The following is a 16,108-nucleotide window of genomic DNA, read 5'->3' on the forward strand; positions in this document are numbered from 1 at the left end:
GGTGCTGCCCTGGGCCGTCGAGCAGTACGAGGGGGCTGAGGAACATGTGGCGTGCTTGAGCGGTGAGACGCGGGCGACGTCCTCGTCCAGGACGTCGTACTCGTTCTCATCGGCCGGCTGCCGCGACACGGCGCTTGCCCTCATGCCGGTCGAGGGCCGTACGGTCGGCCACCGTGCCCTCCCCCTCCCCGCGTCCGCGCCCGCACCCGTCCCCCGCCGCACCCGCCTCCGCATCCGGGCGGGCGCTCCCGGCCGTATCTGCTCTGGCTGGCCGGAACGCATGCCTCCCTGCTCGGCGACGCGGCGCTGCACTTCGCCCTCGGCTGGGCCGCCGGGGCCCATGGCGGGGGAACGGCCGCGCTGGTGCTGACCGCGGTCACGCTGCCGCGCACGGCGCTGCTGCTGCTCGGCGGGGCGGTGGCCGACCGGTTCGGCGCCCGGCGGGTGGTGATCGCCGGGGACGCCGTGCTGCTGGTGGCCACTTCACTGCTGGCCCTGGCGGCGTGGCGGCTGGGTACGCCGACCTGGCTGCTGATGACGGTCGCCGCGGTGCTGGGGACCGTCGGGGCCTTCTCCCTGCCGGCCGCCGGAGCCATGCCCCGGCGCCTGGTGGCCAGGGAGCAGTTGCCGCGGGCGCTGGCCGTTCAGCAGGCCGGACGCCAGGCGGCCTCCCTGCTCGGCGCACCGCTCGGGGCCGTGGCTGTCGCGGCCACGGGGCTGGCCGGGGTGGCGCTCGTGGACGCGCTGACGTTCGCGGCGGTGATCGCGGCCGTCGCCCGGGTCCGGCCGGGGGCGGCGGACGGCGGGCCCGCCCCGGCGGGGAGCCTGATGGCCGGGATGGCCGAAGGGGCCCGGCTCGCCGTACGGGATCCGCTGCTGCGGGCGGCGCTGCTGCTGACCGGCGCGGCGGCCGGCGGGCTGTTGCCGGTGGTGTCCCTACTGGGTCCGCTGCTGGCCAGGGAGCAGGGGTGGGGGGCCCGGGGCGCGGGCATGGTCGCCGGCGGGCAGTCCCTCGGGATGGTCGTGGTGGCCCTGCTGGTGGCGCGCCGGGGGCCGTTGCCGCGTATCGGCGTAGGGGCGGCGCTGGGCCTGTGCGTGGCGGCGGCCGGCGTGGCGGCACTCGCGGCGCCGGCAGCACTCGCGGCGGCCGGCGTGGCGGTGGCCGGCGTGGCGGCGGCCGGCGTGGCGGCGGCCGGGTGTGCGGGGGTGGTGATCGGGGTGGGGTCCGGGATGTTCGCCTCCCATGTCGGGCCGCTGGTCCTGGCGGGTGCCCCGGACAGTCATACGGCCCGGGTGCAGGCCTTGTTGACGCTGACCCAGTCCCTGGCGCTGGTGGTGGCCAACAACGCGCTCGGCCGGCTCGCGGACGCGGCCGGGGCGTCGGTGGCGGTGTCGGTCTGCGCGGCCGTGGTCTGCTGCGCCGGGCTCGCTGGGCTGAAGTCGGGGGCGCTGCGGGGCAGTCGGGCGGAGGGGTGAACTCCGTGTTCCGGCCAAGTTGTACCTCCCACAGAATCCACAGCCCGCTGACAGTCAATCCACAGCATCCGCTCGTAATTTCCGTGTCCATGACAGACACCCCCACATCACAGGACCAGGCGCACAGCCGCCGCAGCGTCCTCGCCGCCGGTACCACGGCGGCCGCAGTCATCGGCCTCGGCGCCGCAGGTCTCACCTCCGCTTCCGCGGGCGCGGCCGAGGCGGCCCCCACTGCCGCCGACGCGGCTCCCGCGGCGGCCGCGGCCGTGTGCACCCTGTTCTCGGAGGTCACCGAGGGCCCCTACTACCTCTCCGTGGCGCTCGTCCGGTCGGACGTGACCGAAGGCAAGGCAGGCCTGAAACTCACGCTCAACCTCACGGTCGTCGACAGCAGCACGTGCGCGGTCCTGCCCAACGCACTGGTCGAGATCTGGCACTGCGACGCGCTGGGCGAGTACTCCGGCTTCGTCGGCAACAACGGCCACAACGAAGCGGACGACGGCACCTTCCTGCGGGGAGGTGTGCTGACCAACTCCAGCGGCCTGGCGACGATCACCACGATCTATCCCGGCTGGTACCGGGGCCGGGCAATCCACATCCACCTCAAGGTGCACACCGGCGTCACCGTCTCCAACGGCAAGTACACCGGCGGCACGGTGGTCAACACCGGCCAGCTGTTCTTCAGCGAGACGGTGACGACAGCGGTCGCCAAGGTCTCGCCCTACTCCACCAACACCGTCACCCGCACCACGCTCAGCCAGGACTCGGTCTACGGCGGCGGGGGCGCCCAGGACGGGCTGCTGACCCTCAGCGGTTCGACCAGCGCCGGCTACACCGGCACGCTCACCCTCGGCGTGGACACCTGACCGCGGCCACAACCCCGTACGACCCGTCAGCAAGCCCGGCCGGAGCGCGTTCTCGCGCTCCGGCCGGGCCCGTTTCGGCCATATTGCGGCATACAGACAACGCACAGCCGAGCCTCAGCCGGCCTTCAGGTCGCGTTTCTACTTTCCATGCTCATGACACACACTCCCATGCACGAGACGCCGGCGCACAGCCGCCGCAGCGTCCTGGCCGCCGGCTCGACGGCGGCCGCCGCCATCGGACTCGGGGCCGCCGGCCTCACCGGAGCCGGAGCCGGAGCGGCCCAGGCCGCCCCCGGGCCGGGCCGGCCCACCGCGACCGCGACCGCGACCGCGACCAGCAGCGTGTGCTTCCTGACCGCGGAGGTCGAACAGGGGCCGTTCTACCGCGACATCGCGCTCGTACGCTCCGACGTGACCGAGGGGAAGCCCGGCGTCCCGCTCACCCTCGCCATCACGGTGGTCGACGAGACCGACGGATGCACCGTGCTGCCCGGCGCGCTGGTCGAGATCTGGCATGCCGACGCGCTCGGCGAGTACTCCGGTTTCGTCGGCGCCAACGGCCACAGCGAGGCGGACGACGGCACCTTCCTGCGCGGTGCCGCGCTCACCGGGTCGGCAGGCGTGGCGGCCCTCACCAGCGTCTATCCCGGCTGGTACGCGGGCCGGACGGTGCACATCCACGTCAAGGTCCACACCGGCGTCACCGTCTCCGGCAGCACGTACACCGGGGGCAGTGTCGTGCACACCGGGCAGCTGTTCTTCGGCGAGACCGAGACGGCGGCGGTGGCCGCGCTCTCGCCCTACTCCACCAACACCGTCACCCGCACCACGCTCACCGCCGACCGTCTCTACACCGGCAACGGGGCATCGTCCGGACTGGTCACCCTGACCGCGCTGGGGAGTTCGCCGTCCAGTGGCTACGCGGCCACCATCACCGTCGGCGTCGACCCGGGCGCTACGGCTTCCTGAAGCTGATCCCGTCCTCCGGCCGGGGTGCCGGCTCCGGAGCGGACTCCGGCTCCGGGGCCGGCTCCGGAACCGGCAGCAGGTCCCGTACGAGAAGCGTGGCGCCGGCGACCGCGCCCGGCATCAGGAACACCGCGACCACCGGCACCAGGAAGAGCAGGATCAGCGGCACCCCGAAGCCCAGGGTGAGCAGTTTGCGCCCGCGCAGCAGGCGCAGCCGCTCGCCCAGCGGGACGGCCCGGCGCTGGAAGGCGACGGCCGTCAGCTCCAGGGTGAGGTAGAAGCCGGAGACGCAGAAGCCGACGACCGGGACGACGGTCTGGCCGACGAAGGGCACGAAGCCCAGGGCGAAGAGCAGTACGCCCCACACCGCGACCCGGAGCAGCACCCGGACGCTGTCGCGGGCGGAGAGCCACAGTTCGCGCCACCAGGGCAGGTCGGGGGCGTCCGGGGCGCCGCCCTCGGTCTCGTCGACCCGCTCGGCGAGGGACTCGTAGAAGGGCTGGCCGACCAGCAGGGTCACGGCGGTGAAGGAGATCACCGCGAGGAGCAGGCCGCCGCAGAAGAGGACGGCGGTGAGCAGGCCGCGGAAGAGTCCCTGCCACGGGGAACTCCAGCCGTCGGCGAAGGGCGTGGCCCAGGCGGTGGCGTCGTCGGCCCAGAAGGCGAGGACGACGAGGGCGGCCGCGTAGCCGGCGAGGGTGATCAGGGCGGGCAGCAGCCCGAAGCCGAACCACCGGCCGTTCCGGAGGACCCAGCGCTGGCCGTCCGCCAGGTGTCGTATGCCTGCCGCAAGATCTCGCATGGGCGAAATCGTAGCCTTGCTGCCGGGAACGGGGACCGGGCGGACCGGGCGGACCGGGCGGACCGGGCGGACCGGAGGGACCGACCCCGGCAGGGGCGCCGCAGGGGCACGGCGGGGAGCACGGCAGGGGTACGGCGGGTTCACGACAGGGCGGCCGCAGCCGCTCGCACCGGAGGAGCAAAGGTGCGGACCTTCCTGTGAGTTGGACCACGGGAAAGCAAACGCCGCCCCCGGCAACGGATGTGAGGCGGCAAAGCGGCGGTCTGCATTGCCAGGAAGGGCTTGTTGTCGCGCACACATCAAGCCATGGTCATCTCGGCTGACAAAGCCGCTCGCACCCGCACCGCCCCTGTCACCCCCCATTCCAGGAGGCAGTACGTTGCGCATCACACCCCCCACCAGACGGCTCCGCACCATGGGCGCGGCTGTCATAGCCACGGCCGCCCTGGTCCTCACCGGCTTCGGCGCCGCCGGACCGGCGGACGCGAGGACCACGGTGGCCAAGGCCACCCCCAAGGTCACCTGGACCAAGGCGTGTTCCACCCCCGCGGCCGGCTACGCCGCGTGCAACGCCAAGCGGGTGACCGGCGGCGTCACGGAGTACATGGCCGAGAAGGCCGCCAAGCAGGGCGTCACCCCCAAGGCCGCCGACGCCACCACCCCCTCCGGCTTCGGACCGACCAGCCTGTGGTCCGCGTACGGCCTGACCTCCGCCGCCGCGTCCAACGGCGCGGGCAGCACGATCGCCATCGTCGACGCCTACGACGACCCCAACGCCGAGGCGGACCTGGCCACCTACCGCTCCTACTACGGCCTGTCGGCCTGCACCACGGCCAACGGCTGCTTCAAGAAGGTGAGCCAGACCGGCTCCACCACCTCACTGCCCGCGGGCAACAGCGGCTGGGCCGAGGAGATCTCCCTCGACCTCGACATGGCCAGCGCCATCTGCCCGCTCTGCAACATCCTGCTGGTCGAGGCGACCTCCGCCAGCTACGCCAACCTCGGCGCCGCCGTCAACCGGGCGGTCACCCTGGGCGCGAAGTACGTCTCCAACAGCTACGGCGGCTCCGAGTCCTCCTCGGAGACCTCGTACGACACCAGCTACTACAAGCACGCCGGGGTGGCCATCACCGTCAGCTCCGGTGACGCCGCCTACGGCGTCGAGTACCCGGCGTCCTCGCAGTACGTCACGGCCGTCGGCGGCACCAAGCTGGTGACCTCCTCCACCACCCGCGGCTGGACCGAGACGGTCTGGAAGACCAGCAGCACCGAGGGCGCGGGCTCCGGCTGCTCCTCCTACGAGACCAAGCCGAGCTGGCAGACCGACGCCACCTGCAAGAAGCGCATCGTCGCCGACGTGTCCGCCGTCGCCGACCCGGCCACCGGTGTCGCGGTCTACGACTCGTACGGGGTCACGGCCGGCTGGTACACCTTCGGCGGCACCAGCGTCTCGGCGCCGATCATCGCCGGGGTCTACGCCCTGGCGGGCACCCCCTCCACCAGCTCCTACCCGGCGTCCTTCCCCTACGCCCACGCCGGCACGTCGGCCCTGAACGACGTGACCAGCGGCAACAACGGCACCTGCACCACGTCCTACTACTGCACCGCCACCACCGGTTACGACGGTCCGACCGGCTGGGGCACCCCGCAGGGCGTCACCGCCTTCGCGGGCTGAACCCCGCTCGTCCGGACCGGCGCGGGTCCCACCTCTGCGGAGGTGGGACCCGTTCCCGTCCCCGTTCCCGTTCCCGTTGTCCTGATGACGGCCTCGCGGCCGGCGGGTCCGGCCCGGCCGGATCAGCCCAGCCGGATCAGCCCAGCCGGATCAGCCCAGCCGGATCACGTTCCACGACAGCGGCTTGAGGGTGGCCCTCAGGATGCCGTCCTCGATGACGGTGCCGTCCACCGTGTGCGGGGTGACGCGGTCCGGGTTCTCCAGGGTGTTGACGGCGTCGGGGTCGTCGTCGGCGAGGACGCTGTGCTCGACGACCTCGCCCACCGCCAGGCCGCGCAGCCCGATCTCCAGGGGCAGGGCCTCGGTCCGGCCGCGGTTGACGGCGAAGACGGTGACCGCGCCGGTCTCCTCGTCGACGACGGCGGTGGCGTGCAGCAGCGGCACCTCGCCGAACGCCTTGGTCCCGTACGAGGGGCTGTCGACGTTGACCTGGAGCACCCGGCCCCGGCCGTACCGGCTGGCCTGGGCGAAGGGGTAGAAGGTGGTCTGCCGCCAGGCAGGGCCGCCGGGCTCGGTCATGATGGGCGCGATGACGTTGACGAGCTGGGCCAGGCAGGCCACGGTGACGCGGTCGGCGTGCCGGAGCAGCGCGATCAGCAGCGAGCCGAAGACGACCGCGTCGGTGACCGAGTAGACGTCCTCCAGCAGCCGGGGTGCCTCCTGCCAGTCCTGGACGGGGTGCGGGTTGGGCCGCGCCATGTACCAGACGTTCCACTCGTCGAAGGAGAGGTTGATCTTCTTCTTGGACTTCAGGCGGGCGCCGACGTGGTCGCAGGTGGCGACGACGTTCTCGATGAAGGACTCCATGTCCACGGCCGAGGCCAGGAAGGAGTCACGGTCGCCGTCCTTCTCCTCGTAGTAGGCGTGCAGGGAGATGTAGTCGACCAGGTCGTAGGTGTGCTGCAGGACGGTGGACTCCCAGGCGGCGAAGGTGTCCATGCCCTGGCCCGAGCTGCCGCAGGCGACCAGTTCGAGGTCCTTGCCCCAGTCCTGCTGGCGCATCGCGCGGGCGGTCTCGGCGGCGAGGCGACCGTACTCCTCGGCGGTCTTGTGACCGGTCTGCCAGGGTCCGTCCATCTCGTTGCCCAGGCACCACAGGCGGATGCCGAAGGGGTCCTTGTCGCCGTGGGCGGCACGCAGGTCGGACAGGGCGGTCCCGGCCGGGTGGTTGGCGTACTCCTGGAGGTCCAGGGCCTCCTGGACGCCCCGGGTGCCGAGGTTGACGGCCATCATCGGCTCGCCGTCGACCTTGCGGAGGAAGTCGATGAACTCGCTCAGCCCGAAGCGGTTGGTCTCGGTGGACCGCCAGGCCAGGTCGAGGCGGCGCGGCCGCTCGTCCCGGGGGCCGACGCTGTCCTCCCACTTGTAGCCGGAGACGAAGTTGCCGCCGGGGTAGCGGATGGCGGTGGTGCCCAGCTCCCGGACCAGCTCCAGGACGTCCTGGCGCAGGCCCTGGGCGTCGGCGGTGGGGTGGCCGGGCTCGTAGACGCCGGTGTAGACGCAGCGGCCGAGGTGCTCGACGAAGGACCCGAACAGGCGCGGGTCGACGTCGCCGACGGAGAAGGCGGGGTCGAGGGCGAAGCGGGCGGTGCCAGACATGGTTCCCTTTCGGAATCGCGGAAGCTGTGGAACAGGTGGCCGGGGCTGGGACTCGGGGGTCAGCGTGCGACGGGCCAACCGGACGTCCAGTCGAGCCGGTTGAGGCCGAGCTCGGGGGTGCCGCCGTCGTCGCCGTCGTAGTAGTGGTAGACCAGCAGGTCGCCGCGGCGGTCGTGGAGCACGGTCTGTCCGCCGGGGCCGATGTATCTGCCGTGGGTGTCCAGGACGAGGTCGCCGCCGCCGTCGAGCATCGGGGTGCCGGCCGAGTCGTAGTAGGGGCCGGTGGGGCGGGTGGCCCGGCCCACCTTGATCTTGTAGGTGCTCGCGGTGCCGGCGCAGCAGGCGTCGTAGGAGGCGAGGAGATAGTAGTAGCGGCCGTGCCGGACGACATAGGGCGCCTCGACCGCGTACGGCAGGTCGGGGCGGGTCGCCAGGTGGTGGACGGTGGGGTGGGCGGTGTCGCGCGTTCCGGTGCGCGGGTCGAGGCGGATCATGCGAATGCCGGTCCAGTACGAGCCCAGGCTCAGCCACCAGCTGCCGTCGCGGTCGGTGAACAGGGCCGGGTCGATGGCGTTGTGGTCGTCGGCGGTCGTGGTGGCGTAGACGATGCCCTGGTCGGTCCAGCTGCCCGGCGCGCCGGTGCCGCTGGTGGCGAGGCCGATCGCGGAGTGGTTGGTGCCCCAGCCGGAGACGGCGTAGTAGAGCCAGTAGCGGCCGTGGTGGTAGGAGACATCGGGCGCCCAGGGGTCGCCGTCGGCGCTGTAGTCGTACCACCAGGCGGGGACGGTGGTGAAGGCGGAGCCCGCCCGGGTCCAGTGGACGCGGTCGCGGGAGGTGCGGGCCTCAAGGCCGCCGTGGGTGGAGTAGACGACGTAACTCCCGTCCCGGGTCCGGACCATGGAGGGGTCGTGGACCACGGTGTCGCCGGTGACGGGCAGGGGGTCGGGGTAGGCCGCGGCCGACGCGGTGGACGGAAGCAGTACGAGCGCCAGCGCGGCGAGGAGCACCGGGGCGCTTCGCGGACCTGGTCTCAACTTCGGCTCCTTCCAGAGGGGTTGACGGCCACCCCGGCCGTCACTAACGTTCCGGCGATTTAACGGAAAAGTTCCGGAAGTTTTTCAGAAGGGAAGCTTCTGTGCGCAACGTGATCCGTATCGCCCTGGTCGCCGCCGTCGCCGCCACCACCCTGGGCGCCGCCCCGCAGGCCGCCGCCCCGCAGGCCGCGTACCGGCCGGCCGGCGGCGTCGACTTCGGCCACCGCCTCCAGTCCATCGACGGCTTCGGCTTCTCGCAGGCCTTCCAGCGCGCCGACCTGATACGCGGCGCGCGCGGGCTGACCCCCGAGCACCGGCGCGAGGTCCTCGACCTGCTCCTGGACCGCCGCACCGGCGCGGGCCTGAGCATCCTGCGGCTCGGCATCGGCTCGTCCACGGACGCCGTCTACGACCACATGCCGACCATCGAGCCCACAGAGCCGGCCGGCCCCGACGCCACCCCGGCCTACGTCTGGGACGGCGACGACGGCGGCCAGGTCTGGCTGGCCCGGCAGGCCCAGGCGTACGGCGTCAAGCGCTTCTACGCCGACGCCTGGTCCGCCCCCGGCTTCATGAAGGACAACGGCTCCGACAGCGGCGGCGGCACCCTGCTGCCCGGCTGGCGGCAGGCCTACGCCCGCTATCTGCGGCAGTACGCCGACTTCTACGCGGGCGAAGGCATCCGCATCACCGACCTCGGCTTCACCAACGAGCCCGACCTCAGCACCTCGTACGCCTCGATGCGCTTCACCCCCGGCGAGGCCGTCGCCATGGTCAGGGCGCTGGGCCCGGCGCTGCGGGGCACCGGTATCCGGATCGCCTGCTGCGACGCGGCCGGCTGGGACCAGCAGGCCGCGTACTCGGCCGCCATCGAGGCCGATCCGGTCGCCGACGCCGCGGTGGCCACCCACACCGGGCACCCCTATGTCTCCGACTCCACGTACCCGCTGCCGACCGACGCCCGCACCTGGATGTCGGAGTGGAGCCCCAACGGCTCGACGTGGAACGAGGCCTGGGACGACGGCTCGGGCTACGACGGCATCTCCGTCGCGCGGCAGATCCACCGCACCCTCACCGACGCCGGCGCCTCGGGGTACGTCTACTGGTTCGGCGCCTCGCTCGGCGCCACTCGCGGCCTCATCCAGCTGGACGGCGCCGGCTACCACGTCTCCGAACGCCTGTGGGCCCTGGCCGCGTACAGCCGCTTCATCCGCCCCGGGGCGGTGCGGGTGGCGGCCTCCGCCGCCGATCCGGCGGTCGAGGTGAGCGGCTACCGCAATCGCGACGGCAGCCGGGTGATCGAGCTGCTCAACACCGGGACGGAGGCCCTCGACCGGACGTACTCCACCGGCGCCGGCCGCGGCGAGGTCTACCTCACGGACTCCGCCCACTCCTTGGCCCGCACCGGCCCCGCCGCCGCACCCGGCGGAAACCTGGCCCTCCATCTGCCACCGCGTTCGCTGACCACCGTGGTCCTGCGCTAGGACGTGTCGCGAAAGCCCCCGCCTCACTGGCCCGCCAGGCCCGTGTGGGCGATGCCGCGCACGATCTGCCGCTGGAAGAGGACGAAGACGACCAGCAGCGGCAGCCCGGCGAGGATCGCCGACGCCATGATCTGCGCGTAGCGCAGCCCGTACCCGCCCTGCACCACGGTCGCCAGCCCCACCGGGAGGGTCATCACGTCCGGGTCGGTCGCGACGATGAAGGGCCAGACGAAGTTGTTCCACGCCCCGATGAAGACAAAGATCGACACGGCGGCGAGCACCGGCCGGGAGAGCGGGAGCACGATCGTGAAGAACACCCGCCACCGGCCGGCCCCGTCGACGAACGCCGCCTCCTCCAGCTCCCGCGGCACCCCCTGGAAGAACTTGTAGAGGATGTAGACCATGGCCGGCTGCGCCACCTGCGGCAGCACGATGCCCCAGTAGGTGTCGACCATCCGCAGCGAGACCATCTCGGAGAAGAGCGGGGCGACCAGCACCGTCGGCGGCACCATGATGCCCGCCATGATCGCGCCGAACAGGATCCTGTCGCCCCGGAACCGCGCCCGGGCGAACCCGTAGGCCGCCATGGCCGAGAAGAGCACCGTGATCACCGTGATGAGCACCGACGTGACGGCGGAGTTGACCGCCCAGCGGGCGATACCGCCGGTTTCGAGCACCTTGCCGTACGCGTCGAAGCTGATCGCGGAGGCCAGCCATTCCAGCGGGACCCTGGTCGTCTCGCCCTCGGGCTTGACCGAGGTCGCCAGCGCCCAGGCGAGCGGCACCAGCCACAGTGCGGCGAGGACCGCGGCCACCGCCAGCAGCACCCACTGGCCGGGCCGCACCTTGCGGATTGCGTGGACGGCTGACATCACTCGGTCTCCTTGCTGATGGTGCGGGTCACCCGCAGGTGGACGAGGGAGACCACGACGATGATCACGAAGAAGATGTACGAGATGGCCGAGGCGTAGCCGAGCCGGTAGCCGGTGAACCCGGTGTAGTAGATGTACTGGACGATCGGGCGGGTGGAGAACTCCGGGCCGCCGCCGGTCATCAGGTAGATCTGGTCGAAGACCTTGAGCGAGGCCAGCAGTTGGAGCACCACGATCAGCAGGGTCGTGCGGCGCAGCATCGGCAGGGTGATGTCGCGCAGTTTCCGCCAGGGTCCGGCCCCGTCCAGGGAGGCGGCTTCGTAGAGCTGCTCGGGGATGGACTGCAGAGCGGCCAGGTAGAGCAGGAAGTTGAAGCCGATGGTCCACCACACCGTGGTGACGACGATGGAGAACATGGCGTGGTCGGGGTCGCCGAGCCACAGCCACTGGCCGTCGTAGCCGAGCTCGCGGAGCCAGTCGTCGGCGAGGCCGAAGCCCGGCTGGAAGATCCACACCCAGATCAGCGCGACGGTGGCGGACGGCAGCAGGAAGGGCGCGAAGAACGACAGCCGCCACAGCCACCGCGCGAACCTGAGGTTGTGCACGAGCAGTGCCAGCCCGAGGCTGAGGACCACCAGGGGCACGGTGGAGAGCAGGGTGAACCACACCGTGTGCCACAGCGTGCTCCACACCTCGGGATCGCCGAAGGCCTCGGTGTAGTTGTCCAGGCCGACGAAGGCCGTGTTGCCGCCGGCGATGTTGTCGCCGCCGAAGCTCATCTTCAGGCCCAGGACGAGCGGCCAGAGCAGGAAGAGGACGTAGACGAGGAGAAAGGGGGCGACGAACAGCAGCCCGTGCTCGGACCACTTGCGGCGTACGCCGACCGGGGCCGCCGGTTCGGCGGACGAGGAGGTCGGTGCGACGGGGACCTCGGCGGCGGCGGTGGTCATGACGCGTCTCCCGGGAAGGGGTTCGAAGCCGTGAGCAGCTTGCGCAGCACGCGCTTGGTCTCGGCCAGGCCCTGCTCCGGGGAGCGGCCGCCGGTGAGGACGGTGGAGTAGACCGAGCCGAGCTCGATCTCCAGTTGCGAGGCGGAGCCGCTGAACCAGGCGCTCGGGTCGTAGGCGATGTCGTCGATCACGCCCCGGTACTCGGACTGCGGTTCCAGGGCGAGGTAGGCGGGGTCCTCGTGGATGGGCAGGTAGGCGGGTATGTGGCCGGCCTTGCCCCACTCGACGCTGTTCTTGAGCATCCACGCGATCATGGCGTAGCCGGCCTTCTCGGTCTCCGGGTCGCGCTTGTCGCGGTGCGGGAAGACGAAGCTGTGCGAGTCGGCCTCGGCGGACCAGCCGCCGAAGACGCTGGGAAAGCGGGTCATGCCGAACGGGGTCTTGGCGGCGACCATCGTGCTGACGTCCCAGTCGCCGTTGAAGAAGAACGGGACGGTGCCGCTGGCGAATCCGGCCGACGCGCCGCCGTAGTCGGTGGTCGGGTTGGCCAGTTCCTCCTGGGCGAGCTGCCGCATGAACCGCAGCGTGGTCAGCACCTTGGCGTCGTCCATGGCGATCGCGGTGCCGCCGGCGTTCAGCAGCGTGCCGCCGCTCTGCGGGTACAGGCTCCAGAAGAGCCGCCACGGGCCGACGGTGCCGGTGCCGAGGCTGTCGAAGAGGATGGCGAAGTCCGAGCCGGCGGCCTTCTTGGCGGCCCGCAGCTGCGCGAGGAAGGCGTCCGGGCCCTCGGTCTTCCTGAGCTTGCCGTCGTCGTCGAGGAGCCCGGCCTTCTCGCAGAACCTGGTGTTGTAGTACATGACGAACGGGTGGGCGTCGAAGGGGACCGCGTAGAGCGTGCCGCCGACATGGGCGCGTTGCCACACGCCGTCGGAGAAGTCGTCCTTGGTGATCCCGGCTTCCTCCAGCAGGTCGAGGTCGACGGGGTCGAGCAGCTTGCCAGGGCCGAAGCCGGGGAGCCGCGCCATGTGGAAGCTGGCCAGGTCGGGGGCCCGGCCTCCCGCGCCGGCCATGGCGAGCTTGGTGTAGAAGGGCTCGCCCCAGGCGAGGGTGTCCGCGTCGAGACCGACCGCCGGGTGCTGCTTGCGGTACTCGTCGAGCATCGCGGTCAGGATGATGCCGTCGCCACCGCCGAGGAAGTGCCAGAACCGGATCCGGGTCCGGTCCGAGCCCAGCGCGACCGGTGCCGCGCAGCCGGCGGTCACCGCCGGTCCCGCGAGACCGAGTCCGGCGAGTCCGAGCCCGGCGAGGAAGCCTCTGCGACTCGGGGGAGAATGCTCCATTGCCACTCCCATGTTCGAGATATCGAATGACGCCCGCAACCTCGAACGGGAACGTAAAGTTGAAACGTTTGCGCGTCAAGGCTTCGGACAGCATTCGGCGAAGTCGCGCACACCCATTGACGACCGGACAGTAAGCGCTTAACGTCACGCCAGGGTTTCGGACAGTGAACGGCATATCGAACATTGCGAGGATGATCCGTGCATGTATGGGGGGATTTGACGGTCCGTTTTCCCACTGAGTCCGCCGGGGCGGCCGGGACGCCGCCGGGGCTCGAACTGCTTCCCACCACCCTCGCCGGCCAGGCGGTGACACCCCGCGGCCGCATCGACGAAGCCGCCGCCCGGCACCACCCCGACACCGGGCCCGCGCGGACCGTGGAACCGCTGGCGTCCGCCGCCCGGCCCGGTGACGCCCTCCACGAACCGTTCGCCGGCGCCCGGACCCTGCGGCGCAGCGCCACGGAGGCGGCACTGCGGCTGCGGGGCCGTCGGGTGGAAGGCGCCGATGACGGCGCCGATGACGGCGCCGGAACCGCCGTGGTCACCGAACTCTCCACCCCCGACGGGCTGTTGCTCGTCCACCGGCTGATCCGGGGCGACGGCTTCGTACGGGTACGGACCACCGCCGTCAACGAGAGCGACCGCCCGCTCACCCTCGACCTCCTCACGTCCTTCACCCTCGGCGGCATCACCCCCTTCGCCGCCGACGACGCCCCCGGCCCGGACCGGCTGGTCGTGCACCGCGTCCGCTCCGCCTGGAGTGCCGAGGCACGGCCGGTGGCGGAGTCCGTCGAACAGCTCGGCCTGGAACGGCCGTACGTGTCCATCGGCACCGTAGCGACCCGCTTCGGCTGCGCCGGGAGCATGCCGGCGGCCGGCTGGATGCCCTTCCTGGCCGTCGAGGACACCGTGGCCGGGGTCACCTGGGGCGCGCAGCTGCACGCGTCGGGGCCCTGGCAGCTGGAACTCGTCCGCTCCCGCGACGGCCTGGCGCTGAGCGGCGGCCCGGCCGACCGCGACTTCGGCGGCGGACGGCTGCGGCTCGCCCCCGGCGAGAGCTACCAGGCCCCCGAGGCCGTGCTGTCGGTCGTGCGGGGCGGCCTGGACGAGCTGTGCGCCCGCCTCACCTCCGCCCAGTCGGACCACCCCCGGCCCGGCCTGGAACCCGGCCTGCCCGTGCAGTTCAACGAGTACGCCACCACCTGGGGCAACCCCACCCACGACCGGGTGATCGCCCTCGCCGACCGGCTGCGCGGCACCCCGGTGCGCTACTTCACCATCGACTGCGGCTGGTTCAGCGAACCCGGCGCCGACTGGGGCCGCAGCCACGGCGACTGGCAGCCCAGCGCCACCCGGTTCCCCGGCGGGCTCGCGGCCACCGCACGGGCACTGCGCGAACGCGGCTTCGTCCCGGGGCTGTGGTGGGAGCCGGAGACCACGGGCGAGCTGTCCCGGGCGTACGGCGACGCCGCGCTCCATGTGCACCGGGACGGTGTTCCCGTCCAGGTGTCGGCCCGGCGGTTCCTGGACCTGCGGCGGCCCGAGGTCGCCGGGCCGCTGCTCGACCGGATGACGGCGGTGCTGGAGGACGGCGACTTCGGCTATCTGAAGATCGACTACAACGCGAACCTTGTCGCCGAGGGCGACACCGTCCGCGAAGTGGCCGCCGCCGGCGTGGAGTTCGTACGGGCCCTGTCGGCCCGGCTGCCCGGCCTGGTCATCGAGAACTGCTCGGGCGGCGGCCACCGCCTCTCCCCCGCGCACACCGCCGTCACCGCCGTGTCGTCCGGCTCCGACGCCTTCGAGGCCCGCGAGGGCCCGGTCATCGCGGCCAACCTCCAGCGGGTGCTGCTCCCCCGCCAGTCGCTGGTCTGGGTGACGCCGCGGGCCGACGACGACGAGGACACCCTCGTCTCCAAGCTCGCGGCGGGCTTCCTGGGCCGCCTGTGCCTGTCCGGCGACCCCGACCGGCTGAGCGAGGCCGCCTGGCGGCGGGTCACCGAGACCCTGGAGCTCTACGAGCGGGCGGTGCCGGTCATCGACGCGGGCGTGTCGCGGCAGGGCGGTACCCGTCCGGCCGACGCCATGCGCAATCCGTCCGGCTGGCAGTCGGTGCTGCGGGTGTCCGCAGACGGCGCTCTCGCCCTGGTCGTCCTGCACTCCTTCGCCGGTCCGGTGGGCCCCGTGACCGTGCCGCTGCCGCCCGGCCACTGGACGGTGACCGGCGCGCTCGTGCCCGGCCACGCACCGCTGTCCGTGGCCGGGCCCCGGCTGCGGTGGCAGTCCCCGCCGCAGTGGTCGGGCGCGGTCGCGCTGCTGGCCCGGGAGAACTGAGACGCCGAGGGCAGGAGTCCGGCCCGCGGTGGAGGAGAGCAGTCATGGACTACGCGCGCGTGCGGGCCGTCGCAGACGAGCTGTCGGCCCGGTCCGAGTCGTGGGCTGTCGAGATCAGCGGGGACGAGATCATCACGATGACGAGCCCCGCCAAGCAGCACGAGTTCAATGCGCGCAAGCTCAGGCGGCTGCTGGAACCACAGGTGGAGGCCTCACACCCCGGCTGCGCCGTGGACAAGGGTCCCGATGTCGAGGACGTACGGCTGGGCAGCCTCCGCCGCCCTGACGTCATGGCCTTCATCGAGGCCGCCCTGGCCGAACCAGGTCCGGCCCTCGATCCGAAGGACATCCTGATGGTCGCGGAAATCGTCTCGAAGTCGAACCCGGACAACGACTACTCCGGAAAGCTGCGGGACTGTCCCGAAATGGGCGTTCCGACGTATCTGATCGTGGACCCGCGCAACGGTGCCGTGAAGGTCTGTACCGGAATCGTCCGCACGGCTGAGGGTGACCGCTACCGAGACCTTGAGGAGTACACCTTCGGTGAGGTCGTCGCCGTCGGCGGCTGGTCGGTCGACTCGTCCCGGTTCATCCGTTACACGGGCAGCGACGAGTAGCCGCCGGACCCCGGGGCGGGTGTCGGGGGC

13 protein-coding genes are annotated in these 16,108 nt (G+C 71.9%); 7 read left to right on the forward strand and 6 right to left on the reverse strand.

Going from position 1 to position 16,108, the window contains the following annotated elements:
• The first annotated feature begins 258 nt into the window (after positions 1–258).
• From RWE79_RS12660 to RWE79_RS12670, 3 genes are all read left to right on the forward strand, one after another.
• Positions 259–1,476, forward strand: coding sequence for an MFS transporter (locus RWE79_RS12660; protein ID WP_475945774.1), 1,218 nt, complete (start codon positions 259–261; stop codon positions 1,474–1,476).
• Positions 1,477–1,565: 89 nt separating this feature from the next.
• On the forward strand, positions 1,566–2,342 hold the full coding sequence (locus tag RWE79_RS12665) for an intradiol ring-cleavage dioxygenase (protein ID WP_475940163.1): 777 nt from the start codon (positions 1,566–1,568) through the stop codon (positions 2,340–2,342).
• 153 nt (positions 2,343–2,495) lie between these two features.
• Complete coding sequence (locus RWE79_RS12670; RefSeq protein ID WP_475940164.1) at positions 2,496–3,311, forward strand: intradiol ring-cleavage dioxygenase; 816 nt, start codon at positions 2,496–2,498, stop codon at positions 3,309–3,311.
• On the opposite strand, the gene RWE79_RS12675 is transcribed toward RWE79_RS12670, so the two are convergent.
• Positions 3,298–4,113: an EI24 domain-containing protein gene (locus tag RWE79_RS12675; RefSeq protein WP_475940165.1), complete on the reverse strand. Its 816-nt coding sequence runs from the start codon at positions 4,111–4,113 to the stop codon at positions 3,298–3,300. The genes RWE79_RS12670 and RWE79_RS12675 overlap by 14 nt on opposite strands.
• Before the next feature lie 379 nt (positions 4,114–4,492).
• Between RWE79_RS12675 and RWE79_RS12680 the strand changes: the two genes are divergently transcribed.
• Positions 4,493–5,788, forward strand: a complete 1,296-nt coding sequence (locus RWE79_RS12680) for a S53 family peptidase (protein WP_475940166.1) — start codon at positions 4,493–4,495, stop codon at positions 5,786–5,788.
• A 150-nt stretch (positions 5,789–5,938) separates the two neighbouring features.
• Here the strand turns inward: RWE79_RS12680 and arfA are convergent, their stop codons facing one another.
• Positions 5,939–7,447, reverse strand: a complete 1,509-nt coding sequence (gene arfA, locus RWE79_RS12685; protein ID WP_475940167.1) for an arabinosylfuranosidase ArfA — start codon at positions 7,445–7,447, stop codon at positions 5,939–5,941.
• A 59-nt stretch (positions 7,448–7,506) separates the two neighbouring features.
• A complete protein-coding gene (locus RWE79_RS12690) occupies positions 7,507–8,481 on the reverse strand; it encodes an arabinan endo-1,5-alpha-L-arabinosidase (RefSeq protein WP_475940168.1) in 975 nt (324 codons plus the stop codon).
• A 101-nt stretch (positions 8,482–8,582) separates the two neighbouring features.
• On the opposite strand from RWE79_RS12690, the gene RWE79_RS12695 reads away from it, so the two are divergent.
• On the forward strand, positions 8,583–9,965 hold the full coding sequence (locus tag RWE79_RS12695; RefSeq protein WP_475940169.1) for a glycoside hydrolase family 30 protein: 1,383 nt from the start codon (positions 8,583–8,585) through the stop codon (positions 9,963–9,965).
• Between the two features lie 23 nt (positions 9,966–9,988).
• Here RWE79_RS12695 and RWE79_RS12700 read toward each other — a convergent pair whose 3' ends face one another.
• Genes RWE79_RS12700 through RWE79_RS12710 form a run of 3 tightly spaced genes read right to left on the reverse strand, consistent with a single transcriptional unit; the run spans position 9,989 to position 13,127 of the window.
• Entirely contained in the window at positions 9,989–10,837 is an 849-nt protein-coding gene (locus tag RWE79_RS12700) for a carbohydrate ABC transporter permease (RefSeq protein WP_475940170.1), read from the reverse strand.
• On the reverse strand, positions 10,837–11,787 hold the full coding sequence (locus RWE79_RS12705) for a carbohydrate ABC transporter permease (RefSeq protein WP_475940171.1): 951 nt from the start codon (positions 11,785–11,787) through the stop codon (positions 10,837–10,839). The genes RWE79_RS12700 and RWE79_RS12705 overlap by 1 nt, the downstream gene beginning before the upstream one ends.
• A complete protein-coding gene (locus tag RWE79_RS12710; RefSeq protein ID WP_475940172.1) occupies positions 11,784–13,127 on the reverse strand; it encodes an extracellular solute-binding protein in 1,344 nt (447 codons plus the stop codon). Before RWE79_RS12710 ends, RWE79_RS12705 begins: the two co-directional genes overlap by 4 nt.
• 198 nt (positions 13,128–13,325) lie before the next feature.
• Here RWE79_RS12710 and RWE79_RS12715 point away from each other — a divergent pair, with 198 nt between their 5' ends.
• Positions 13,326–15,461, forward strand: coding sequence for a glycoside hydrolase family 36 protein (locus RWE79_RS12715; RefSeq protein ID WP_475940173.1), 2,136 nt, complete (start codon positions 13,326–13,328; stop codon positions 15,459–15,461).
• Positions 15,462–15,505: 44 nt separating this feature from the next.
• Positions 15,506–16,078, forward strand: a complete 573-nt coding sequence (locus RWE79_RS12720; RefSeq protein WP_475940174.1) for a Uma2 family endonuclease — start codon at positions 15,506–15,508, stop codon at positions 16,076–16,078.
• Positions 16,079–16,108: the final 30 nt, after the last annotated feature.

The sequence above is a fragment of the Streptomyces sp. RLA131 genome (assembly GCF_056270125.1).